Source organism: Microbispora bryophytorum, assembly GCF_006874465.1.
Classification (GTDB): domain Bacteria; phylum Actinomycetota; class Actinomycetes; order Streptosporangiales; family Streptosporangiaceae; genus Microbispora; species Microbispora bryophytorum.
In genome coordinates this window covers 88,227-110,769 of record NZ_VIRL01000007.1, presented here as the reverse complement: position 1 = coordinate 110,769, position 22,543 = coordinate 88,227, and the positions used below count along the sequence as shown (strand labels likewise).

At 71.6% G+C, this 22,543-nt stretch carries 21 protein-coding genes; 8 read left to right on the top strand and 13 right to left on the bottom strand.

The genetic code is table 11. From position 1 onward, the window contains the following. Window positions 1–12 precede the first annotated feature (12 nt). Complete coding sequence (locus FLX07_RS15740; RefSeq protein WP_142571525.1) at window positions 13–411, top strand: DUF2550 domain-containing protein; 399 nt, start codon at window positions 13–15, stop codon at window positions 409–411. 175 nt (window positions 412–586) lie between these two features. On the opposite strand, the gene FLX07_RS15735 is transcribed toward FLX07_RS15740, so the two are convergent. The 7 genes from FLX07_RS15735 to nucS all read right to left on the bottom strand — a co-directional run bounded on the left by FLX07_RS15735 (window position 587) and on the right by nucS (window position 6,603). Beyond that, on the bottom strand, window positions 587–1,204 hold the full coding sequence (locus FLX07_RS15735; protein ID WP_142571524.1) for a cob(I)yrinic acid a,c-diamide adenosyltransferase: 618 nt from the start codon (window positions 1,202–1,204) through the stop codon (window positions 587–589). Between the two features lie 55 nt (window positions 1,205–1,259). Continuing rightward, window positions 1,260–1,871: a TetR/AcrR family transcriptional regulator gene (locus FLX07_RS15730; RefSeq protein ID WP_142571523.1), complete on the bottom strand. Its 612-nt coding sequence runs from the start codon at window positions 1,869–1,871 to the stop codon at window positions 1,260–1,262. Window positions 1,872–2,084: 213 nt separating this feature from the next. After that, entirely contained in the window at window positions 2,085–2,702 is a 618-nt protein-coding gene (locus tag FLX07_RS15725; protein ID WP_142571673.1) for a response regulator, read from the bottom strand. 76 nt (window positions 2,703–2,778) lie between these two features. Continuing rightward, window positions 2,779–4,062 (bottom strand): sensor histidine kinase, encoded by a 1,284-nt coding sequence (locus tag FLX07_RS15720; RefSeq protein WP_142571522.1) that lies wholly within the window; start codon window positions 4,060–4,062, stop codon window positions 2,779–2,781. Further along, window positions 4,059–4,901, bottom strand: coding sequence for an ABC transporter permease (locus FLX07_RS15715; RefSeq protein ID WP_142571521.1), 843 nt, complete (start codon window positions 4,899–4,901; stop codon window positions 4,059–4,061). Before FLX07_RS15715 ends, FLX07_RS15720 begins: the two co-directional genes overlap by 4 nt. Further along, window positions 4,898–5,779, bottom strand: a complete 882-nt coding sequence (locus tag FLX07_RS15710) for an ABC transporter ATP-binding protein (protein WP_142571520.1) — start codon at window positions 5,777–5,779, stop codon at window positions 4,898–4,900. Before FLX07_RS15710 ends, FLX07_RS15715 begins: the two co-directional genes overlap by 4 nt. A 149-nt stretch (window positions 5,780–5,928) precedes the next feature. Beyond that, entirely contained in the window at window positions 5,929–6,603 is a 675-nt protein-coding gene (nucS, locus tag FLX07_RS15705) for an endonuclease NucS (RefSeq protein WP_142571519.1), read from the bottom strand. A 208-nt stretch (window positions 6,604–6,811) separates the two neighbouring features. Between nucS and FLX07_RS15700 the strand changes: the two genes are divergently transcribed. From FLX07_RS15700 to FLX07_RS15690, 3 genes are all read left to right on the top strand, one after another. Next, a complete protein-coding gene (locus FLX07_RS15700; protein ID WP_223867987.1) occupies window positions 6,812–7,138 on the top strand; it encodes an ATP/GTP-binding protein in 327 nt (108 codons plus the stop codon). Window positions 7,139–7,158: 20 nt separating this feature from the next. Then, the gene (locus FLX07_RS15695) at window positions 7,159–7,863 is read left to right on the top strand and encodes an alpha/beta hydrolase (protein ID WP_142571518.1); all 705 of its coding nucleotides are present in this window, start codon (window positions 7,159–7,161) and stop codon (window positions 7,861–7,863) included. Between the two features lie 78 nt (window positions 7,864–7,941). Next, window positions 7,942–8,721, top strand: a complete 780-nt coding sequence (locus FLX07_RS15690; RefSeq protein ID WP_142571517.1) for an alpha/beta fold hydrolase — start codon at window positions 7,942–7,944, stop codon at window positions 8,719–8,721. Between the two features lie 219 nt (window positions 8,722–8,940). Here the strand turns inward: FLX07_RS15690 and FLX07_RS15685 are convergent, their stop codons facing one another. Further along, window positions 8,941–10,242, bottom strand: a complete 1,302-nt coding sequence (locus FLX07_RS15685; protein WP_142571516.1) for a DivIVA domain-containing protein — start codon at window positions 10,240–10,242, stop codon at window positions 8,941–8,943. 181 nt (window positions 10,243–10,423) lie between these two features. Then, entirely contained in the window at window positions 10,424–10,846 is a 423-nt protein-coding gene (gene mce, locus FLX07_RS15680) for a methylmalonyl-CoA epimerase (RefSeq protein WP_142571515.1), read from the bottom strand. Between the two features lie 105 nt (window positions 10,847–10,951). Here mce and FLX07_RS15675 point away from each other — a divergent pair, with 105 nt between their 5' ends. Both FLX07_RS15675 and meaB read left to right on the top strand, forming a co-directional pair. Then, a complete protein-coding gene (locus tag FLX07_RS15675) occupies window positions 10,952–12,181 on the top strand; it encodes an acetyl-CoA C-acetyltransferase (RefSeq protein ID WP_142571514.1) in 1,230 nt (409 codons plus the stop codon). Between the two features lie 12 nt (window positions 12,182–12,193). After that, complete coding sequence (gene meaB / locus FLX07_RS15670) at window positions 12,194–13,252, top strand: methylmalonyl Co-A mutase-associated GTPase MeaB (protein WP_229689782.1); 1,059 nt, start codon at window positions 12,194–12,196, stop codon at window positions 13,250–13,252. 161 nt (window positions 13,253–13,413) lie between these two features. On the opposite strand, the gene FLX07_RS15665 is transcribed toward meaB, so the two are convergent. Then, window positions 13,414–14,133 carry a DUF4230 domain-containing protein gene (locus tag FLX07_RS15665; RefSeq protein WP_244311155.1) on the bottom strand — a complete coding sequence of 240 codons (720 nt, stop codon included), beginning with the start codon at window positions 14,131–14,133 and terminating at the stop codon, window positions 13,414–13,416. 204 nt (window positions 14,134–14,337) lie between these two features. Beyond that, complete coding sequence (locus FLX07_RS15660) at window positions 14,338–16,449, bottom strand: hypothetical protein (protein WP_142571513.1); 2,112 nt, start codon at window positions 16,447–16,449, stop codon at window positions 14,338–14,340. 377 nt (window positions 16,450–16,826) lie between these two features. Between FLX07_RS15660 and FLX07_RS15655 the strand changes: the two genes are divergently transcribed. Then, window positions 16,827–17,372 carry a MarR family winged helix-turn-helix transcriptional regulator gene (locus FLX07_RS15655; RefSeq protein ID WP_142571512.1) on the top strand — a complete coding sequence of 182 codons (546 nt, stop codon included), beginning with the start codon at window positions 16,827–16,829 and terminating at the stop codon, window positions 17,370–17,372. A gap of 159 nt (window positions 17,373–17,531) precedes the next feature. Here the strand turns inward: FLX07_RS15655 and FLX07_RS15650 are convergent, their stop codons facing one another. Further along, the gene (locus FLX07_RS15650) at window positions 17,532–19,262 is read right to left on the bottom strand and encodes a S8 family serine peptidase (RefSeq protein WP_229689781.1); all 1,731 of its coding nucleotides are present in this window, start codon (window positions 19,260–19,262) and stop codon (window positions 17,532–17,534) included. A gap of 196 nt (window positions 19,263–19,458) precedes the next feature. On the opposite strand from FLX07_RS15650, the gene icmA reads away from it, so the two are divergent. Continuing rightward, window positions 19,459–21,141 (top strand): coenzyme B12-dependent isobutyryl-CoA mutase large subunit, encoded by a 1,683-nt coding sequence (gene icmA, locus FLX07_RS15645; RefSeq protein ID WP_142571510.1) that lies wholly within the window; start codon window positions 19,459–19,461, stop codon window positions 21,139–21,141. Here the strand turns inward: icmA and FLX07_RS15640 are convergent. Next, window positions 21,138–22,529, bottom strand: coding sequence for a pyridoxal phosphate-dependent decarboxylase family protein (locus FLX07_RS15640; protein ID WP_142571509.1), 1,392 nt, complete (start codon window positions 22,527–22,529; stop codon window positions 21,138–21,140). The two genes, icmA and FLX07_RS15640, sit on opposite strands and share 4 nt — an antisense overlap. Window positions 22,530–22,543: the final 14 nt, after the last annotated feature.

The following is a 22,543-nucleotide window of genomic DNA, read 5'->3' as shown; positions in this document are numbered from 1 at the left end:
GGAGGGCGGCCAGTGGCGGCGCTTGGGATACTCACGGGCGTCTTCGCCGTGGCCGCGCTCCTCGTCATCCGGGGCTTCGTCCTGGCACGGGCCCGGGGCACGATCGTCTGCCGGGTCCGGGACGGCCAGGGGGGCTGGAAGAGCGGGGTCGCCCGCTATGTAGGGGGAGAGCTCCACTGGATCCCGTTCCTGGGACTCGGGCTGAGGCCGCGCCACGCGATCGCGAGGCGCGGCCTCACCATTTCCAGCCGGAGGATGCTCGACACGGGTGAGGGCCCCGCCGGCTACTGGACCGTCGTCTGCTCCGTCGAGCGCGGCCCGCTGTCCCTCGCGATGAGCGAGGACGCCCTCACCGGCTTCCTCGCCTGGCTGGAGTCCGCCCCGCCCAGCGCCCACCTCGACGCCGCCTGACCGCGCGCGGCCCAGATGGCGCCTCGCTGCGTTGTCGCCCCACCCACGAAAATTCCTCGCAGGCTCGGAATTTCCGCGGGGCCCGGGGTCGTCGCCCGTGGCCTCCGGCTACGATCTTCTCCTCCGCCTTGCGATGCATCCATCTGGATCCGCGCGCGGGCGGTGTCCGAACGACTCAGCGGGTCGCGCCGGGCCTCCAGAGGATCTCGTCCCCGGCGGAGGCCACGCGGCAGAGGATGAACATCAGGTCGGACAGGCGGTTCAGATACGTGGCCGTCCGGGGGTTCACGTCGTTGTGCGCCTCCAGCGCCGCCCACGTCGACCGCTCGGCCCGCCGTACGACCGTGCGCGCGACGTGGAGGTAGGCGGTGGCCGGAGCCCCGCCGGGCAGGATGAAGCTGCGCAGCGGCTTCAGCTCCGCGTTGAACAGGTCGCACTGCTCCTCCAGCCAGGCGACGTACGACTCCTCGACCCGCAGCGGCGGGACGTAGTCCCTGTGCGCGGCTCCGCCACGACCCACGTCCTCGACGACCGGGGTGCACAGGTCCGCGCCGACGTCGAACAACTCGTTCTGCACCCGGCTCAGGACGGCCGTGACGTCCTCGGACAGGCCGCCTGTGGCGAGAGCGACGCCGATGGCGGCGTTGGCCTCCTCCACGTCCGCGTAGGCGGCCAGGCGGGGGTCGGTCTTGCGGGTGCGGCTCATGTCGCCCAGTGCGGTCGTGCCGTCGTCGCCCGTCTTCGTATAGATCTTGGACAGGACGACCGGGTTGTCGTTGTCGGCTCGGGTCATGCCGCTCAGCGTAGCCGCCGGGCCGCGCTCCACCGGGCGCAGCCCGCCACCGAAATCACTGGGCGGAGGCCGCCAGGGGACCCCCGGAGGAGAAGATGCGGCGGAAGATGTACACGGCGGTCTCGATCAGCTGCTCGGTGGGCGGGGACGGTTCGGTCATCACCCACTCGATGAGTAACTCGGTGATGGCGCCGATGACGCAGAGCGCCAGCAGGTGGAGGTCGAGGGGAGGCATGCCGGCCGCCGCGCCCCGCGCCGAGGACTCTATGACCTTGGTGAACGACGCCACCGCCTGCTGACGGGCGCCGCTGAGCACGTTGCCCGCCCGCCGTACCTCCAGATGCATCAGACGGGCGCGCCGTACGTCCTTGGTGACGAAGCGGATGTATTCGGCGATGCCGGCGACGATTCGGTCGTCCAGTGTGGGGGGCGCCGTGTCGATGGCCTGGGTGACCGACGCGAGGGTCTCCTCGATGCACCGCTCGTAAACCGCGCGCATCAGGTCCTCGCGGCTGGAGAAGCATTCGTAGAAGGCGCGATTGGAGATGCGTGCGGTCGCGCACAGCCTCTCGATGGTGGTGGCGTGGAAGCCGGGCTGGGCGAACAGGGCGTATGCGGCCGTTATGAGCCTTTCCCTCCTGTCTGCAAGCCTTTCGGCAGCCGACATCCCCCGATAGTCCCGTCCCGCCACTTTTCACCTCACCCTGTCATGGTCCCCCCAGAAGTCCCCATTATGAACGCAAGATCCTTTTTGTGGAAGTGCTGACAAATAAGCACTTACGGGCTATGCCAAAGATGGTCATTTGCTTGACAAGACCGTCAAGAGGTCAGCAGTCTTACCAATTACGACATGCAGATCACGCTGCAATTGCATCGGCAATTACAGCAGCCCACGCGCCAGAGCGGTGGTCACCGCGGCGGTGCGGTCGGAGACGCCGAGTTTGGTGAAGACCCGCAGCAGATGCGTCTTCACCGTGGTCTCACTGATGAACAGCGCCCTGCCGATCTCGGCGTTGGTCAGACCCTGCCCGACCAGGGACAGCACCTCCGTCTCACGCCGGGACAGCGTCTCGGTCGCCGGCGCCCGCATCCGGGTCACCAGCCGGGTCGCCACGGACGGCGACAGCACGGTCTCGCCCCGCGTCGCCGAGATGATCGCGGCCAGCAGATCCGCCCGGGAGGTGTCTTTCAGCAGATATCCGGCGGCCCCGGCTTCGACGGCCCGGACGATGTCCTGGTCGTTCTCGTAGGTCGTGAGCACGATCACCCGGATCTCGGGCCGGGCCGCGAGGATGCGCGTCGTCGCGCTCACGCCGTCCCCGCCGGGCATCCGCAGGTCCATCAGGACGACGTCGGGTGCGAGCGCCGCGGAGCGGACCACGGCCTCCTCGCCGGATCCCGCCTCACCGGCCACCGTGATCGCCGGATCGGACTCCAGCATCCCGCGCAACCCCTCGCGTACGACGGGGTGGTCGTCGACGATCAGCACGCGGACCACGGGGCCGGCGGACGCGGACGAGGCGGGCGGAACGGGCGTGGCGGCCATGGCGTGCTCCCTGCGGCTCACGGGACTGTCATGTCGGATTCGGCGAGATCACCGGGATGGGCGGCGGGGAGGGGCGCAAGGTGACGCTGAGGGTGGTGCCCCGGCCGGGGACGCTCTCGACGCCGAACGTGCCGCCCTCCTGCTCGACCCGCGACCGCATCGCCCGCAGACCGTATCCGTGCTCGGCGCCCGTGCGGAATCCCGCGCCGTCGTCGCCGACCCGGAGCGTGACGTGGCAGGGGCCGTACTGCAGGGTCACCGCGACCGACGAGGCCGCTTCGGCGTGCCTGCGCACATTGGCCAGGCCCTCCTGGGCGGCCCGCAGGAGCACCACCTCGACGCCGGCGGGCAGCGGCCGCGAGTCGCCCTCCACCGTGAACACGGCGCCGATGCCCGCCTCCTCCCCGAGCCTCGCGGTGACCCGCCGTAGCGCCTCCTCCAGCGTGGAGCCGTCGAGCGGCGCCGGTGTGAGCGCCTCGATCAGGCCGCGGGCCTCGGTCAGGTTCTCCCGTGCGGTCCGTACGGCGAGGGCGAGATGGCGCGAGGGGTCGGGCTGGGCCTGGGCCGCCTGGACGAGCATGATGATGCTCGTCAGCCCCTGGGCCAGAGTGTCGTGGATCTCCCCGGCCAGCCGCTCCCGCTCGGTGAGCGCGCCCCGCTCCGCCGACAGGCGCGCGATCTCGGCCCGGCTCGACTCCAGTTCGGTGATGAGCCGGGCGCGCTCCGCGCTCTGCTCGATGATCCGGGTGATCCACGGCCCGAAGACCAGAGTGAACGTCAGGATCAGCGCCATCGAGCCGGCGAACATCACCACCTCGTCCCGGTCCCACCGGGCGTTCACCAGGAACCGGCAGATCGGGGCGAGGTTGAGGATCAGCGCGACCACGACGGCGCGCCGCACCCGCAGCATCATGAACGCCTGCGGGCACAGGGCGAACAGCACGAACGACGCCGACGACACCAGGATCGTCGCCGGCACGAAGACCGTCACCACCAGGGCCCAGTAGAGCAGGGCCCGGCGCTCCTCCTCGCCGTCCAGCATCATCGACCGGCGCCCGAGCAGCACGTATGCCACGGTGAGCACCGCGAGCCCGCCGACGGCCGCGGCCCTGGCCGCCAGCGGCGCGTCGGCAACGGCGACGAACGCGACGGTGACGGCCAGGGTCAGGCCGAACAGGAGCTCCCACCCGGCCGAGGTCTTCCAGGCGTGCGCGTCCGTAGCGGCCCCTCCGGGCCTCTCGCACGCGGCGCCAGGGCCGGGGCCCCGCCGGATCCGGAACCTGCCGGCGTCGCGCTCCGCGATCGGGCTCATCCGTCGCGCCGCCCCTTCCAGCGGAACGTCGTCGCGCACAGCACGAGACCGCCGACCAGCCAGGCGGCCAGGACCAGGGCGATCTTGCCCAGCTCGTACGACCCGGTCAGCTCCAGGGCGGCCCCCGCGTCGCCCTGGAAGACGGACCGGAACCCCTGACACATCCACTTCAGCGGGAAGATCGAGGCCACGTTGACCAGCCAGTCGGGCAGCGCCGTGATCGGGATGAAGACCCCGGAGACGAACTGAAGCACCACGAAGGGCAGGGTGATCACCGCGGTCGCGCTCTTGCCGGAGCGGGGCAGGCCGCTGATGGCGATGCCGAGCACGGACGCCGCCGACACGCCGAGCACGAACACCCAGGCGAACGTGGCCCAGGCCGACACCTCGGCCGGCAGTTCCAGGCCGTAGAACAGCACGGCGATGGCGAGCAGGATGGCCACCTGGAGCACCGTCATGACCAGCACGCTGGCGATCTTCCCGATGAAGTACGCCGCGCGCGGCATCGGCAGCCCGACGAGCCGCTTCAGCGTGCCGTCCTCCCGGTCGCCGGCGATACCGATGCCGAGGTTCTGGAATCCCGTGCCCATCACGCCCGAGCCGATCAGGCCGGCGGTGTAGAGCTGGGCGACGGTGACGCCGGTCCCCTCGGCGCTGTCGGAGAAGATCGAGGCGAACAGCACCAGGAACACGATCGGTAAGGCGAAGGTGAAGACGACGGCGTCCCGCTCCCGGAACAGCACCTTCGTCTCGACGGCCGCGCGGGCCAGCGCGATCCTGAGCGGAGACGGCAGGGGTGCGGCCGCGCGCGGGACGACGGCCGCGGGGGTGGCGGTCATGACGCACTTCCAATCGTGACGGCGGTCTCCGGGACGCCGCCGGCAGGCGGATCGGCTGAGTCGATGAGGCGGAGGTAGACGTCCTCCAGCGTGGGCCGGGCGACGGACAGTGCGGGGATCTCCCCGTCGTACCTGCGCGACAGCTCCAGGACCGCCGCCGTGGGGTTGTCGGTCTCGAGCTCGCCGTCCGACCAGCTCACCCTGGCCTTCGCGCTCGCCCGGCCGCCCAGGGTGGCGGGGTCGCCCTCGGCCACCACGCGTCCCCGTGCCACGACCGCCACCCGGTCGGCCAGCCTCTCGGCCTCCTCCAGATAGTGGGTGGTCAGCACGATCGTCGTGCCGTCGTGCGCCAGCCCCTCGATGAGCTCCCAGAACCGGCGCCGCGCCTCGGGGTCGAAGCCCGTCGTCGGCTCGTCCAGGAACAGCAGTTCGGGACGGCCGATGACGCCGAGGGCGACGTCCACCCGCCGCCGCTGGCCGCCGGAGAGCTGGCGGATGCGTTTGCCCGCGCTCTCGGTGAGCCCGACCTGCTCCATGAGCTCGTCAGGATCGCGAGGATCGGCGTAGTAGGCGGCGAAGTGCCGCAGGGTCTCCCGCACGGTCAGCTCCGCCCGGTCGTCGGCGGTCTGCAGCACGATGCCGATGCGGGACCGCCACTCGCGCGTCGGCCGGGCCGGGTCCTGCCCCAGCACGGTGACCTCCCCCGCGTCGCGCTTGCGGTAGCCCTCCAGGATCTCGACCGTCGTCGACTTGCCGGCGCCGTTCGGACCGAGGACGGCGAACACCTCGCCGTGCTCGATGTCGAGGTCCAGGCCCGCGACGGCCTGCACCTCGCCGTATCGTTTCGTCAGGCCCCGTACGCGTATGGCGTGTTTCATGCCCCAAGAATCCACCGCGCGAGGATCACGGAACACCCTCGATCGGATGATGGCCGGTGTCCTCCGAACGGTGGACACGGTGGACACGTGGACCGGGTGGCCCCGGCGGACACGGTGGATACGTGGACCCGGTGGACAGTGGGCCGGGGTCAGAACAGCGTGGGGTTCTCCGGCTCGATGCCGCGCAGGGCGTCGTAGTCGAGCGTCACACACTCGATGCCGCGGTCGGCGGCGAGCACGCGGGCCTGCGGCTTGATTTCCTGGGCCGCGAAGATCCCCTTGACCGGGGCCAGGCGCGGGTCGCGGTTGAGCAGTTCGAGGTAGCGGGTGAGCTGCTCCACGCCGTCGATGTCGCCGCGCCGCTTGATCTCGACGGCGACGGCGCCGCCGAGGTGGTCGCGGCACAGGATGTCCACGGGACCGATGGCGGTCATGTACTCCCTGCGCACCAGCGTCCAGCCGTCCCCGAGCGTGGTGATGTGCTCGGCGAGCAGTTCCTGCAGGTGCGCCTCGACGCCGTCCTTGCGCAGACCCGGATCGACGCCCAGCTCGTGGCTGGAGTCGTGCAGGATCTCCTCGATCGTCAGCACGAGCTTCTCGCCGGTCTTGCCGTGCACGACCGACCAGGTGACCACCCCGTCGATCGACTCCTCGCGGACCTTGCAGGGAGGGTTCATCCAGTTCAGGGGTTTGTACGCGCGGTCGTCGGCGTGTATCGACACGCTTCCGTCCGCCTTCATCAGGATGAGCCGAGGGGCCATGGGGAGATGGGCGGTGAGCCGTCCCACGTAATCCACGCTGCACCGCGCGATGACCAGCCGCATGTGCGCCAACCCTACCGGGGTTACGGAGGTCAGGAGACGTTCTGGGACACTGTCCGGCATGGCGCGGACGTCGCAGGCGCTCGGAGCCGCCGGGCCCCGGGGCTCGTCACGGCCCCCGGCCGGGGTATCCGTGCGTACGCCGGTTGAGCAAGTGCTGGAAGAATGGGCCGTCATCTCCCGTTCTGCCTGACATGAACCCCCGGGAAGGATGCCCGCCGTGAGCCCCCGCCGTGCCCGCCGCCGCGGCCCGTTCGAACGCCAGGACGGCCGTGCCGTACGGCCGGTGGGCCCGCAGGTGGCCGGGGTGGACCGCGTGGAGAGCGCGCACGACGGCGAGTGGGTCGTCCGCAACGTCTCCGGCGCCGCCCAGGGCAAGGCGTACCGGTGCCCGGGGTGCGAGCAGGAGATCGGGCCCGGGCTGCCGCACGTGGTGAGTTGGCCGGCCTGGTCCGGGGGAGAGGACGAGCGGCGGCACTGGCACACCACGTGCTGGCGCAACCGGGCCAACCGCGGTCCGGGCCGCAGCCGTTACTGACACGAGCTTTCGGAGTGGGAATGGACATCAGGGCGTCCACGGTGCTGCCTGCCCGGCGCAAGGACATCGAGCTGCAGACGGCCGACGGGCTGACCCTCGTCGGCGAGGTCGCGGTGCCGGACAGCAAGCCGCCGGTGGCGACGCTGGTCTGCCTGCATCCTCTGCCCACCCACGGCGGGATGATGGACAGCCACGTGCTGCGCAAGGCGTCCTACCGGCTGCCCGCGCTCGCCGACATCGCGGTGCTGCGCTTCAACACCCGGGGCACGGCCTCCGACCGGGGCACCTCCCAGGGGGCCTTCGACGGCGGTGAGGGAGAGCGGTGGGACGTCGCCGCCGCCCTGGAGTACGCCGACTTCCACGACCTGCCGAACCCCTGGCTGGTCGGCTGGTCGTTCGGCACCGAGCTGGCGCTGAAGTGGGGCCGCGACCCGATCGTGCGGGGCGCGATCCTGCTGTCACCGCCGCTGAAGCGGGCCGGCGAGAAGGACCTCGTCGCCTGGGGCGAGTTCGGCCGCCCTCTGGTGGCCCTGGTGCCGGAGCACGACGACTACCTGCGGCCGGAGGAGGCCGTGCGCCGGTTCGCGGCGGTGCCGCAGGCGGAGGTCGTCGGGGTGGAGGGGGCCAAGCACCTGTGGGTCGGCGAGCCGTACGTGCGGATCGTGCTGAACGAGATCGTCAAGCGCGTGAACCCGGCCGCCGCGCCGCTGCCGACCACCGTCTGAGCGTGGCGGGCGAGCCGCTGGGGTCGCGAATCGGTGACGAACGGCGGCGGCGGGCGCACGGCGCGTTACCGTGACCTGATGCAGCTCTACTCGCGTTCCGCCGGGAGCGGCCTGCCAGTCGTCCTGCTCCACGCGTTCCCGCTGTCCTCCGCGATGTGGCTCGCCCAGCGCGAGGGCCTCGCGCCCGTCTGCCGGGTGATCACCCCGGACCTGCGCGGCTTCGGCGGAACGATGCTCGGTGACGACGAGCCTTCGATCGACCTCATGGCCGACGATGTGGCGCACCTGCTCGACCAGGAAGGCGTCGACCGTGCCGTGGTCGGCGGCCTGTCCATGGGCGGCTATGTGGCGATGGCGCTGTGCCGCCGCCACCCGGACCGCGTACGCGGCCTTGTCCTCGCCGACACCAAGGCCCAGGCCGACGCCGAGCCGGCCCGGGCGAACAGAGAGCGGATCGCCGCAGCGGTCCTGGAGAGCGGCACGGGCATCCTCGTGACCGAGTCGCTGCCCCCGATGCTCGGCGAGACCACCAGGGCGCGCAGGGGGATGGTGCTCGGGCGCGTCCGCGGGCTCGTCCAGGCGGCGCCGCCCACGGCCGTCGCGTGGGCGCAGCGGGCGATGGCCGCCCGGCCCGACGCGTTCGGCACGTTGCGGTCCCTGACCGTTCCGGCGCTGGTCGTCGTCGGCGACGAGGACGAGCTGTCGCCGCTCCCGGACGCCGAGGCGATGGTGGAGGCCATCCCGCAGGCCCGGCTCGCCGTCATCGAGAAGGCGGGCCATTTGTCCGCCGTCGAGCAGCCCGAGGCGTTCAACCACGTCGTCGCGGAGTTCGTCAAGTCCCTCGACCGGCTCGACTGAGCCCGGAAGCGCGAACGACGACACGGGCACCGCGGCACCGCGGCACGGGCACGGCGTCGCGGATTCGACAACGCGGACACAGCGATACGGGCCCGATGAACGCGGGCAGATGAACGCGGGCAGATGAACGCGGACACGATGAACACGGACATGAGAACGGGGCCCGGCGGTGCCGGGCCCCGTTCATTCAGCCGTCAGACTCCCCGAATGTCCCAGTGACTACTCCTGCCACCACTCCGCGTCGTCGTCGGTCTTGGCGGAGCTGATCGGCTCGACCACCGGCGTGACGGGCACGGCCGGCTTCTCCACGACCGGCGGGGCCGACAGGGCCGGCTTCGGCGGGGCCGCGGTGACGGGCGCAGGCTCCGAGTCCATGCCCGGCAGCGGAGCGCCGCCGAGCAGCTGACGGAGCTGGGCGAGGTGGCTGGTGATGCTGTCGCGCTGACGGGTGAGCTCGTCCACCTGGCGCTGCATCGACGTACGGGTGCGCTCGGCCTCGTTCTTGGCCTCGGTCACTATCGTGTCGGCGCTGGTCTTGGCGTCGGCCACGAGCTGGTCGGCGTTCTTGCGAGCGTTGGCCAGCAGCTGCTTGGCGTGGGTGTCGGCCTCGCGGCGGGTCTGCTCGGCCTGCTGCGTGGCCTTGGCGGCCCGCTGCTCGGCGGTGGCGGCGCGCTGCTCGGCCTCGGCGACCAGCTTCTGGGTGTTGGCCTGGGCGGTGGCGTGCCGCTCGGCCTCCTGCCGCTCGGCGTCCTCGCGGCGGGCGGCGAGCTGGATCTCGAACTCCGCCTCGTCCTGAGCGCGCTTGGCCTCCGACTCCTCCAGGATCCGCTGCGCCTGGGCCCGCATCTCGTCCGCCTGACGCTTGGCCGTGGTGAGCACCTCGTCGCGCTCGCGCTTGGTCGAGGCCCGCAGCTGGGCCACCTCGCGCTCGGTCGTGGTGCGCAGCTTGGCGATCTCGCGCTCGGCGTCCGCCCGCTTCTCCGCGACCTCGTGGTCGGCGGTGGCGCGGATCTTGGCGACCTCGCGCTCGGTGGTGGCGGTCAGCTCGTCGGACTCACGCCGGGCCGTCGACCGGATCTCCTCCGCGTCGCGCTCGGCGGTGCTGCGCATCTCCTCGGCCTCGCGCGTCGCCAACGCCCGCTTCTCCGCCGCCTCGTTCTCCGCTGCCGCCCGCAGGTCGGCGGCGTCCACCTTGGCGGCGGCGCGGATCTCGTTCGCCTCCGACCGGGCCGCCTGGACGAGCTCGGTGGCCTGCTCCTCCGCGAGCCTGAGCAACTGCTCGATGCGGGCGCCGAGACCCGAGTACGTCGGACGCTCCTGCTCCTGCAGCTGGCGCTGAGAGTCGGACAGCTCCCGCTGGAGGGCGCCGACCTGTTCCTTGGCCTGACGCAGTTCGGTGTCGAGAGTCTTCAGGTGGTCGTGGACCTGGTGCCGGTCATAACCCCGGAGCACCACGTCGAATTCGCGAGATGGGGCGTCCTCGAAGAAGTTGTTGAGCTGGGCGTCGATGTCGGACTGCATGAGGCTCGATCCTGGTTGTCGAGACGGCTACAGGGGCCGGACGGGGGGTCGGTTCCGAGGCGGGGAAGCCGGTTTGGCGTCCACGTCCGGTGGTACGCCAGCGTACTCCGGTACTGCCGCCTTGGAGGCCCCCTCCGACTTTCTGCGCGACTTGTTACGTATGAACGTTTCTTGCGTTTGTCTAGCGCCTGGACGTCTCGACGAGCTCGGTGAGAACCCCTCCCACGTCCTTTGGATGCAGGAACGCGATCGAGGCCCCCATCGACCCGTGTCTGGGCCGCTCGTCGATCAGGCGCACGCCCTTCGCCCCGATCTCCTTCAGGGCCTCGGTGACGTCCGCCACGCCGTACCCGATATGATGCACGCCCTCGCCCCGCTTGGCGAGGAACCTGCCCACGGCGGTGTCGGGGTGTAGCGGTTCGAGGAGCTGGACATACGACGCGCCCTGGTCGCCGTCGGCCACGTGCAGCATGGCCTCGCGGACGCCCTGCTCCTCGTTCACCTCGCGGCTGACGACGGTCAGGCCGAAGACGGACTCGTAGAACTCGATCTTCTCTTCCAGGTTGTGGCAGGCCACGCCCACGTGGTCGATGCGCAGCAGCATCGCCGTCTCCCCTCGCCGTTCCCGTCCCACCGCCCGTTCCCGGGCGGCCTCACTACTCCTGGGTATGGTGACACCGTCGCCCCGATCTCGTAGTGGAGGGTCTCAATGTCTGGTTCCGTCATCGTCGCCGGAGCACGCACACCGATCGGACGGCTCCTCGGCTCGCTCTCCGACCTGTCCGCCGTCGAGCTGGGCGGGATCGCGATCAAAGCGGCGCTGGAGCGGGCGGGCGTCTCTCCGGACCAGGTCCAGTACGTGATCATGGGGCAGGTGCTCCAGGCCGGTGCGGGACAGATCCCCTCGCGACAGGCGGCGGTGAAGGCCGGCATCCCCATGACCGTGCCCTCCCTCACCATCAACAAGGTCTGTCTGTCGGGCCTCGACGCGATCGCGCTGGCCGACCAGCTCATCCGCGCGGGCGAGTTCGACATCGTCGTCGCGGGCGGCATGGAGTCGATGACCAACGCGCCGCACCTGCTGCCGGGTCTGCGCAAGGGCGTGAAGTACGGCAACGCCGGGATCGTGGACGCGATGGCCCACGACGGCCTCACCGACGCGTTCGACCAGATCGCGATGGGGGAGTCCACCGAGCGCCACAACGCGCGGCTCGGCCTGACCCGGGAGGAGCAGGACGAGTTCTCGGCGCGGTCGCACCAGCGCGCCGCCGAGGCCACCGAGAAGGGCCTGTTCGACGACGAGATCGTCCCGGTGCCGCTGCCCCGGCGAAAGGGGGCGGCGGGGCGTAGCCATGGGGGTGGGACACAGGGGGACCCGGTGCTGTTCTCCGCCGACGAGGGAATCCGCGAGGACACCACGGTCGAGACCCTGGCGAAGCTGCGCCCGGCGTTCACCAAGGACGGCACCATCACGGCCGGATCGGCCTCGCAGATCTCCGACGGCGCCGTCGCCGTGGTCGTGATGTCGAAGGCCAAGGCCGAGGAGCTGGGCCTGGAATGGCTGGCCGAGATCGGCGCGCACGGCAACGTGGCCGGGCCGGACAACTCGCTGCAGTCCCAGCCCGCCAACGCCATCACGCAGGCGCTGGCCAAGCAGGGGCTGACCGTCGGCGACCTCGACCTGCTGGAGATCAATGAGGCGTTCGCCCAGGTCGTGCTGCAGTCGGCGAAGGAACTGGGCGTTCCGCTCGACAGGGTCAACGTCAACGGCGGCGGAATCGCGCTCGGCCACCCGATCGGCGCGTCCGGCGCCCGGATCGTGCTGACGCTGGCCCACGAGCTGAAGAGGCGCGGCGGCGGCCTCGGCGCGGCCGGCCTGTGCGGCGGCGGCGGCCAGGGCGACGCGCTGATCATCCGGGTTCCCGCGCCCGGCGCCTGAACGGAGCCGCAGGTGGACGTCCGTGAGCTTGTCGGTCAGGCGCGACAGGGACGGCCGCGCGCGGTGGCGCGGCTGATCTCGCTGGTGGAGAACGCCGTCGAAAACGCGGAGAACGCCGCGAAGGCCGCGCACGCCGCGCGGCCCGCCGGTTCCGCCGGTCCTGCTGGTTCCGCCGGTTCCGCGGGGGGAGACCCGGCGGCGCCCGCGGCGGCGAGCCGTGCGCTGCGCGAGGCGATGGCCGCGCTCGCCACCGGCGCCGCGCGGGCACACCCCGCCCGGGTCATCGGCCTGACCGGCTCTCCCGGCGTCGGCAAGTCGACCTCGACCGGCATGCTCATCCGGGCGTTCCGCAAACGCGGCAGCACGGTGGGGGTGCTCGCGGTCGACCCCTCCAGCCCGTTCACCGGCGGGGCCCTGCTCGGCGACCGCGTCCGCATGCAGGACCACGCGACCGATCCGGGGGTCTTCATCCGCAGCATGTCGAGCCGGGGGCACCTGGGCGGGCTCGCGTGGGCCACGCCGCAGGCGCTGCGCGTGCTGGAGGCCGCCGGATGCGACGTGATCCTCGTCGAGACGGTCGGCGTGGGGCAGGCCGAGGTGGAGATCGCCCGTCTGGCCGACACGACCGTCGTCATTCTCGCGCCGGGCATGGGCGACGGCGTGCAGGCCGCCAAGGCGGGCATCCTCGAGGTCGCCGACGTCCTGGTGGTGAACAAGGCCGACCGCGACGGCGTCCAGGCGACCGTGCGGGAACTGCGGAACATGACCGGCCTCGTCGAGACACCGTGGCGGCCGCCGATCGTCACCACCGTCGCCTCCAAGGGCGAGGGCGCGGACGACCTGATGGCCGAGCTGGACAAGCACCAGGCATACCTGGAGGAGTCGGGTGAGGCCCGTAGGCGGCGGCTGGCCAGGGCCCGCGACGAGATCGAGGCGATCGCGCTGGCCCAGCTCCGGTCGCGCTTCGCCGTGCTCCACGGTGACCGCCTCGACGCTCTCGCCGAGCGGCTGCTCGGCGCGCAGACCGATCCCTACGCCGCCGCCGACGACCTCATCGCCGCGCTGCGCTGAGGTGCCGGGCCGAGGTGCCGCGCTGCGCTGCGCTGAGACGCCGGTCCGAGGCGCCGCGCTGCGGCGCTAGGCCGGGGCGCCGCGCTGCGCTGAGAGGCAGGGCAGGGCCGGGCCGGTCCGGGCCCGGCCCGTACGGCTCTCGCCTCACGGCGGCCGACGGGTCAGGGCTCGCCGTCGTACCTGACCGTGACCGTCGTGAAGCCGAGGGACTTCAGCACGCCCTCCAGCATGGCCTTGGTGTTCTGGTCGGCACGGGAGCGCAGGTCACTGGCGGTGGCCGCATCGGCGATCTTGCGTTCGGCCAGCATGTAGAGCTCCTGTTGGTTCTGCGGCGACGACGACAGGAAGTCGGAGATCCGGTCGAAGATGCCCCGCTCCTGTGCGAAGACGTACGACCGTTTGCTGTCGAGGTTGGGCTTTTCCAGCTCGGCGTGCGGCAGCCGCACCGTCACCCTCGTGCGGTCGGGGGAGACGGTGAAGGCATCCTTGGGCAGCGTGGTGAAGTCCACATATGCGTCCACGGTGCCGGCGCCCACGAAGAGCGTGCGGGAGCCCTTGATCGCGTCCGGCACGAACTTCGCGTCCTTCTCCAGGTCGACGATGACCTGGAAGTCGCCGGTCGCGGCCTCGAAGCGGCTCAGGTTCTGCACGGACCGGAGCAGCGCGGGGCCGCTGCGGTCGATGGTCTGCTCGCCCAGCGGGTTGAGCCAGGACCAGGTCAGCCGGGCGCCGACCACGAGCAGCAGGACCACGAACAGCAGGCCGGCGAGCACCCGCCAGCCGCGCCGGGAGCGGGGTGCGGGGGCCCCGGCGCGTGCCGTGGCGTCGGTGGCGGCGCCGGAGTCGGCCGGCGTGAACGAGGGACGGGTCTGACGGTCCACGGGGGGAATCTTCCCCCTATTCCCGCGATCTCACGTTCGAGAAGATCATTTCTGTCCATAGGCGGTGCTTCGGTCCTCCCCAACCCGCCTTTCGTCCGGACCGATGGCCGGACCGGCCCGCCCCGCGGCCGATTCGGCCAGTCGGCCGGTCCTGCCCCGCGGTCGGTTCTGCCCCGCGGCCGGTTCTGTCAGGCGCGGGGCGGACTACGCCGCGGGCGCCAGGAGCGTGCCGGGGACGCCCATCACGCCAGGGTCGTCCCGGGGGCCCGCGTCGCGGGCGTCGGTGTCGTCCGTGGCAGGCCGGGCGGGGTCCGTGCGACCGGCGTCACGACCGGCGTCACGACCACCGTCTGGACTGTTGCCTGGACCACTGTCTGGACCGTCGGAGCGTTCCCCGGGTCGCGCGGTGTGTCCGGGGCGGGCGTCGTGCCCGTCCCGGCCTTGGACCGCGCCGGTGGACCGCGGACGGCGGGGCCGGTGGTCCTGGACGGGGGAGGTGCTCGCGCCGCCGGGCCGTTCCTGCACGCCGGGTTGCGGGCGGCCGGGGCGGTCCTGCGCGGGTGACGGGCTCGCGCCGACGCCGCCGGGCCGTTCCTGCGTGCCGGGCGCACCCGGGCGGTCCGGGGACGCGGCGTCGTCACCGCCCCTGCCGGGCCTTCCGGGCCGCCAGGGGTGCGGCGACCGTCCCGGGCCGGGGGTCCAGGGGCCGCCTCTCCGGGCGCCTTCGCCGTGCGGCGCGTCCCACGGACCCGGGTAACCCGGGCGGCCCATCGGACCCTGACCCATAGGCCCCTGACCCATAGGCCCCTGGCCCATGGGGCCTTCACCCGTCGGATACCGGCCCGTGGGATACCGGCCGGCGGGGCTCGCGGCGGGAGACGGCCACAACGATGCGGCCGGACTCGGGCCGGTCCATCCCGGACCGGTCTCGCCGCGTGGGCCCGTCCCCTGCTCCCAGCCGGGGTCGAGGCCGGTCGGCATGCCGGTGGCGACGACCGTTCCCGGCGGACTCGGCTCGACCGGATAGTCCGGCGCGTACGCGGGGGTGGGATTGACCGGATAACCCGACGCGACGGGGTCGGCGGGCCGGGTGCCGCCGCCGAAGTGCTTGGCCTGCAGACCGCAGGAGACGAAGTCGGAGTAGAACATGCGCAGCCAGTCGTGCCGCTGGCCCTCACTCAGCTCGGAGAACCAGATGGCCGCCTCGTGGTGCTCGCGCAGCGGTCCGCTGGGCAGCGCGACACCCCGCAGCCAGGCGACGACGACGGCACGGTAGCCGGCGGCCCCGGCTCCCGGGCACGGGCGGGCCAGGCGGTCGAGGAACTCGGTGGCCGCCCGCTGGGCGTATCCGGATCCGAGGTCGTCGATGTGGACGACGACCACTCCCGGCCCCGTCGAGCCCTCCTCGCCGTACGCCCGTTGCTCGACCCTCGTGAAGGCGGCCGGCGTGCCGTTCAGGCGCAGGGCGAGCTTGGTGAACACGGTGGCGAGCTCGGCCAGGCCCCCGCGCAGCGCCGGATGCACGCAGACGCTGATGGGCCATTCCTGGCAGACGAGACGCTCGCTCACCGTTATCGTCCGCGGCCCGGTGACGAGCCGGGCCGCGCCGGTCCCGGCGGCCAGCACGGTGATCACCGCGGCGGCCAGTGCCAGCGTCCGCCGGGTCACCAGGGCCACCCACCCGAGCAGCAGCGCGGTGCTGAGGCCGAGCAGCCACAGCGTCTGGTCCGCGTAGGCGGTCTCGCTGACGCCGGAGAGCAGGTCGTACGGCTCCCCGGTGCCGGGCGCGAGCCGGTCGGCCCAGTTGGGCCCGGTGGCCAGCCAGGTGAACAGCCCGAACGTGCCGGCTCCCGCGATCAGCGGGACGACGACGACCGGCACGAGCCAGCCGAGGATCCAGCCGATCACGACATACAGCCCCAGCCCGGCGACGGACATCGCGAGACCGCCGGGCAGCAGCGGCCCGCCCTGCCCGGTCAGCGCGGCACGCAGCCCGAGCAGCAGCACGGTCGCCCCGAAGGAGCCGGTGACGACCGCGATGATCGACAGCGGCGCCCTGGCGGCCCGCCACGGCGTCAGGACACGGCCCTTGTCCGCGCGGCGCCTGCGGAACGCGACCCAGGCCGCGAACGCGGCTCCGAGCGGTCCCGTCAGGCGCAGCGAGCCGATGACGGCCGCCACTATGTCGTCCCAGTCCATGAAACCGGGAATGAGGACGCTCCACGCGGCGACGAGCGCGAGCACGAACAGCACGGTCGCCGCGACCAGCGCGCCGTGTCTCAGCTCACCGCGTGAACCGCCCCTATGCTCACCCACAGCAGGGCGCGGCCCCCGGCCACGCCACCGACGTCCGGCGCGCATGCGGCGCCGGGACAGCGATGCTGTCCATTGAAAATCTCCCCCGTGTCTGTGTGAGCGGTGCGCGAACCGACGCCGTTCCCCGTGGCGCTGATTCACCGGCCGGCCTCGCCTCGCCCGCCATCGGACGCGTCCCCCGCGGACCCCCGTCCGCGAGACGTCCTCTAGCAGACGGGGTTCCCCGTGCCGCCGGGTTTGCCGCCGCCTCACCTTTCGACGTCGCAACCATAACGGAGCGTGACCCGTACGGGGGGAGTTCTGGGGTCAAGGAATCAATCCGGTTACGCTCGGTGCGCCGGTCGATCGTGGCGGGCGCCGCGCTACCGTATATCGCTGTGTCCGTTCCGCCCAGCTCCGAGCCACCGCCCACGGGTGGCCCCCGGCCGCTCAAGCTCCCGTTCGACCCGATCGAAAGGGCTGCCGACACCTGGCGTTCGACGTTCGGGCCGTCGTCCGCCATGGCCGCCGTCACTTCGATCATGAGAGCCCATCAGATCCTGCTGGCGCAACTGGACACGCTGCTCAAGCCGTACGACCTGACCTTCGCCAGATATGAGGCGCTCGTGCTGCTCACGTTCAGCCGGGCCGGGTCGCTGCCGCTGTCGAAGATCGGCGAGCGGCTGATGGTACACCCGACGAGCGTGACCAACACGGTGGACCGCCTCGAACGGGCCGGCCTGGTCCGCCGCATGCGCAACCCGCGGGACGGTCGTGGCGTGCTCGCGGAGATCACCGACGAGGGCCGGACCATCGTGCGGCGGGCCACAGCCGACCTGATGAACGCGGGTTTCTGCATGGGCATGTACGACGAGGCCGAGCTGGGGGAGATGTTCGGGCTGCTCAGGACCTTGCGCGTCGCCGCGGGCGACTTCAGCTCCTGACGCGGCCCCGCGCCGGCCTCGCGGTGGAAGACCCGGGTGGGCCGGTGACGCACCGCCACGCGGGGTGCGTCACCGGCCCGAGGCAGGCGCACGGGTGCGCCGCCGGTCGGCCCAGTCGGCTCGGCTCAGCCCGGCCCGGGTCGGCTAGCTCAGCTCAGCTCAGTGGCCGACGGCGCGCAGGGCGTCGACGATTCCCTTGCCATAGAAGCCGTTGTCCGATCGGCCGCCCTCACAGGTGTGCGTGGCGGTCACGGTGGAGCCGGTCGGCAGGATGCGGGTGTAGGTGAACGTGGGCGGGTTCGGGCAGGCCGTTCCGGTGGCCGTGCCCTTGAGGATCGCCTCCACCGTGTCCGGGTTCAGCGTCAGGCCGCCGTGGGCGCGGTCGCGCTTGCCGTACCGGCTGACGATGAGCGCCGCGACGCCGGCCGCCCGGGGCGAGGCCATGGAGGTGCCCTGCAGGTACTGGTAGTAGCCGCAGGCGGCGCCCTTGCAGTCCTTCACGACGTAGTCGACGGTCGGGTCGCCGTTCTCGTCGATCTCGCCGTTGGCGACGGCGAGCGCCTTGGGGTAGGCCGAGAGCGTGGCCTTGGTGATGTCCCTGGTGTTGCCGGGGGTGTCGTAGACGTCGCCACCGGGCGAGGCCACGTCGACGTAGCCGTTGCCGAAGCTGGAGTAGTACGCCTTCCGCCTGCTGACACCGGTCGAGGACACCGAGATCACGTACTCGGACTCACTCGGCAGTGAGACGCAGGACGGGGGGACGGTCCGGGACCTGGCCGCCTGGCCGGGGAAACCGGCGAAGTCGGGACTGGCGGTGTCGACGTTCGTCTTGGTGTAGTCGATCGCCTCGTTGCCGGCCGCGCTGACGACCGTCACGCCGTGCGCGTGCGCGTAGTCGATCGCCCGCTGGGTGGCGGCGACGTAGAGCCGCTGCTGGGCCTGCTCCTCGGGGCTGTCGGCCGGGTTGTCCGCGCAGTTGAACAGCCACGGGTCGACGTAGTAGCTCATGTTGACCACGTCGACGCCGATGTTCCCCGCGTAGGTGAGGGCGTCGACCGTGGGCTGGAGGAAGAAGTAGCCCGAGTCCTGGCCGGCCCGCAGGTTCACGATCGTCACCTTCGGCGCGACGCCCGAGATGCCGAGCTTGTTGATGGGCGCGGCGATCGACGAGGCGACATGGGTGCCGTGGCCGTTCTCGTCCACGTCGTTCGGGTCGGTGCAGGAGCCGTCGGGGTCGCTCTCGCAGGGGCCGTCGATCTCGGTGCCGTCGGCGTCCGCCGGCAGGTCGACGGTGAAGTTCCGGCTCAGCCTCCGGTCGAAGTTCGGCGCGATGTCGGGGTGGGAGCCGTCGACACCGGTGTCGAGGATGCCGACGAGGACGCCCTTGTCCCCCTGCTCGAACCTGTGGGCCTGGTCCGCGTGGATCTGCTTCATGTCCCACTGCAGGTCGGCCAGCGGCTCGTCCTTGACGTTGCGTCCCCACGTGCGGGCGGGGCCGCCCCGGCCCTCCTTCTCCACGGTGTGGTTCTTGGCGGCCCGCGCCACGGCCTTCCTCGCGGCGGCGGACGCCTTGGCGTCGTCGGGCGCGCTGCCGATCGACTGGTTGCGGGCGACCGCTTCGACGGCGGCCGAGCTCTGCAGGGCACCGGCGAAGCCGGCGTTGGTGGTGCTGACCGTGGCCAGTCCGACCTCGGTGTTCACCTTGATCACGCTGCCGCCCGCCGCTTCGATCGCCTTCTGGGCGTCCGCGGCGGCCGCGCCTTCCCTGTACAGGACCACGTATTCGGCCGGGGCCGCAGACCCGGCGGCAGCCGGCTCGGCCTGCGCGGGCGTGGCGAGGGTTGCCGCCACCATCGCCGCGGTCGCGGCGACGACTGTCAAGCGCTTCACATCCACCTCCGTGTGGACTTCAAGGGCGCTGACCATGTTTGGAGATTTCCCGGCTCTGTCAAAGCTCCGTGACAATTCGCGACCAACGTGTGACATGACAGCCATGGAGACGGGGAGTCAACAGGGGACCGGTGGTGGCCGGATTTAGTAGGACGTCCTAGTATCTTCTCGGAGAGTGAGACACGGGGAGGGACGCATGGAGCCGGACGCGACGGGCGCCGAGTCGGTCGAGGCGGGCAGGGCCCGCTGGCAGGCGCGATACGACGCCGCCTTCAAACGGGACCACGAGTTCCGCACCCTGTCGGGGCTGGAGGTGGACCCCGTCTACGGGCCGCCCGGGGAGGACCCGAGGTTCGAGCGCATCGGCTGGCCGGGCGAGTTCCCCTTCACCCGCGGCCTGTACGCCACCGGATACCGCGGCCGTCCCTGGACCATCCGGCAGTTCGCCGGGTTCGGCAACGCCACGCAGACCAACGAGCGCTACAAGATGATCCTCGGCGCCGGGGGCGGCGGCCTGTCGGTGGCGTTCGACATGCCGACGCTGATGGGCCGCGACTCCGACGACCCCCGCTCGCTCGGCGAGGTGGGCCACTGCGGCGTGGCGATCGACTCGGCCCTCGACATGGATCTGCTGTTCGACGGCATCCCGCTCGGCGACGTCACCACGTCGATGACCATCAGCGGGCCCGCCGTGCCGATCTTCTGCATGTACGTGGTCGCGGCCGAACGGCAGGGCGTGCCGGTGGGCAAGCTCAACGGCACACTCCAGACGGACATCTTCAAGGAGTACATCGCGCAGAAGGAGTGGCTGTTCGCCCCCGAGCCGCACCTGCGGCTGATCGGCGACCTCATGGAGTTCTGCGCCGCCGAGATCCCCGCGTACAAGCCGCTGTCGGTCTCGGGCTACCACATCCGGGAGGCGGGGGCCACGGCCGCGCAGGAGCTGGCCTTCACGCTCGCCGACGGCTTCGGCTACGTCGAGCTGGGCCTGTCGCGCGGGCTCGACGTGGACGTGTTCGCGCCGGGCCTGTCGTTCTTCTTCGACGCGCACATCGACTTCTTCGAGGAGATCGCGAAGTTCCGCGCCGCGCGGCGCATCTGGGCCCGCTGGATGCGCGACGTGTACGGCGCGCGCACCGACAAGGCGCAGTGGCTGCGCTTCCACACCCAGACGGCGGGCGTGTCGCTGACCGCGCAGCAGCCGGACAACAACGTCGTCCGCACCGCGATCGAGGCGCTGGCGGCCGTGCTCGGCGGCACCAACTCGCTGCACACCAACGCGCTGGACGAGGTGCTCGCGCTGCCGTCGGAGAAGGCCGCCGAGATCGCGCTGCGCACCCAGCAGGTGATCATGGAGGAGACGGAGGTCGTCAACGTCGTCGACCCGCTGGGCGGCTCCTGGTACGTCGAGGCGCTGACCGACCGGCTGGAGGCCGAGGCGGAGAAGACCTTCGCGAGGATCCGGGAGATGGGCGGCGACGGCACGATGACCGCCGGCATCCTGCGGGGCATCGAGGACGGCTGGTTCATGTCGGAGATCGCCGAGTCGGCCTTCGACTACCAGCGCAAGTTGGAGAAGGGCGACAAGCGGATCGTCGGCGTGAACTGCCACACCTCGACCGTGGAGCAGCCGCTGGAGATCCTGCGGATCAGCCACGAGGTCGAGGTCGAGCAGCGCAGGGCGCTGGCCGAGCGGCGCGTCGCGCGGGACCAGGAGGTCGTCGACGCGGCGCTGACCGCCCTGCGGGCCGCGTCCAGGGGCGACGACAACATGATCCCGCCCATGCTGGAGGCCGTGCGGGCCGAGGCCACGCTGGGCGAGATCTGCGACGTCCTGCGCGAGGAGTGGGGCACCTACTCAGAGCCCGCCGCCTTCTAGGCGTCCCCGAGCGAGGCGATGCGGTCGAGGAGGGACTCCAGGGTCTTGTCGTCGGTGGCCGGGGCGATGACCGTCACCCGCAGGTGGCGGACGCCCCCGACCTCGGCCGAGGTCAGGTGGAAGGAGCCCTCCTCCAGCAGGGTCTCGCGAATGGCGGCCTGGTCCCCGTCGCCGTACCGGAAGCAGACGATGTTGCTCTCCGGCTCGTACGGGCAGTGGAAGCCGGGCCGTTCGCGGGCCAGTTCCCAGAAACGGTGCGCGGTGGCGTACCGCCCTGCCACGTGCTCACCGAGGCCCCGCTCGCCCCGCCAGGCGAGGTTGAGGAAGACCTTCAGCCCGAGCGCGCCCTTGGTGCACTCCACCGTCCTTCCGATCAGGTCGAACCCCTGGTCGCCGTAGAACAGGTAGCTGGCCTGCTGCCGGAACGCGGCGTCCAGGTCGCCCTCGCGGCGGACGAGCACGGCCGCCGCGAGGCCTGAGGTGCGCAGCATCTTGTGCGCGTCCCAGATGACCGAATCGGCCAGTTCGACGCCGTCGAGCAGGTGGCGGTGCTCCTCGGTGAGCAGCGCCGACGCGCCGTGCGCGCCGTCCACGTGGAACCACAGTCCGTGCTCGGCGCAGAACTCGCCGATGGGACGCAGGTCGTCGTACAGGCCGGTGCCGGTGGCGCAGGCGGCCGCGACCAGGGCCATCGGCCGGCGGCCGGCTCGCCGCGCCCGGTCGAGCCCCTCGCCCAGCCGGGCCACGTCGATCCGGCCCAGTTCGTCCACGTCGAGCGGCACGACCGCGCGCTCGCCGAGGCCGAGGATCGCCGCCGCGCGGGTGATCGAGTAGTGCGCCGACGGCGGCGCGAGGAGGGCGAGATCGCCGGGCACGCCCTCGGTCCAGGCATCAGGGGCGGCGGCGGCCCGCGCGGCGAGCAGCGCGGTCAGGTTGGCCAGCGATCCGCCGTGGGTGAGCACGCCTCCGCCCTCGGGGAAGCCGATCTTGCCGAGCATCCAGCGCAGCACCTCGAACTCGACGGTCGCCGTCGCGGCGCCCATCTCGTAGATCGCCATCGGGTTGTTGATCGCGCCGTGGACGAAGTCGGCCAGTGCCGCGGGGAAGTCGGGCGCGGCCGTCTGGTGGGCCAGGTAGGCCGGATGATGCATCCGCGTGCTCTCCGCGAGATAGGCGTCGAGCCACTCCCGGTAGCTCTCCGTGGCCATGCCGCCCTCGCGGATCCAGCGGGCGAGCCCGAGCCGTCCGGCCAGCTCCCCTGGCGGCTTGCGGCGGATGACCGGCGCCGCCCCGTCCTGGCTCTCGCGGACGTACGCGGCGAGGCCCTGCACGGTCACCTCGGCGGCGTGGACGAAGTCGTCGATGTCCCAGACATGATTCGGGGTCATGACACGATGATGGC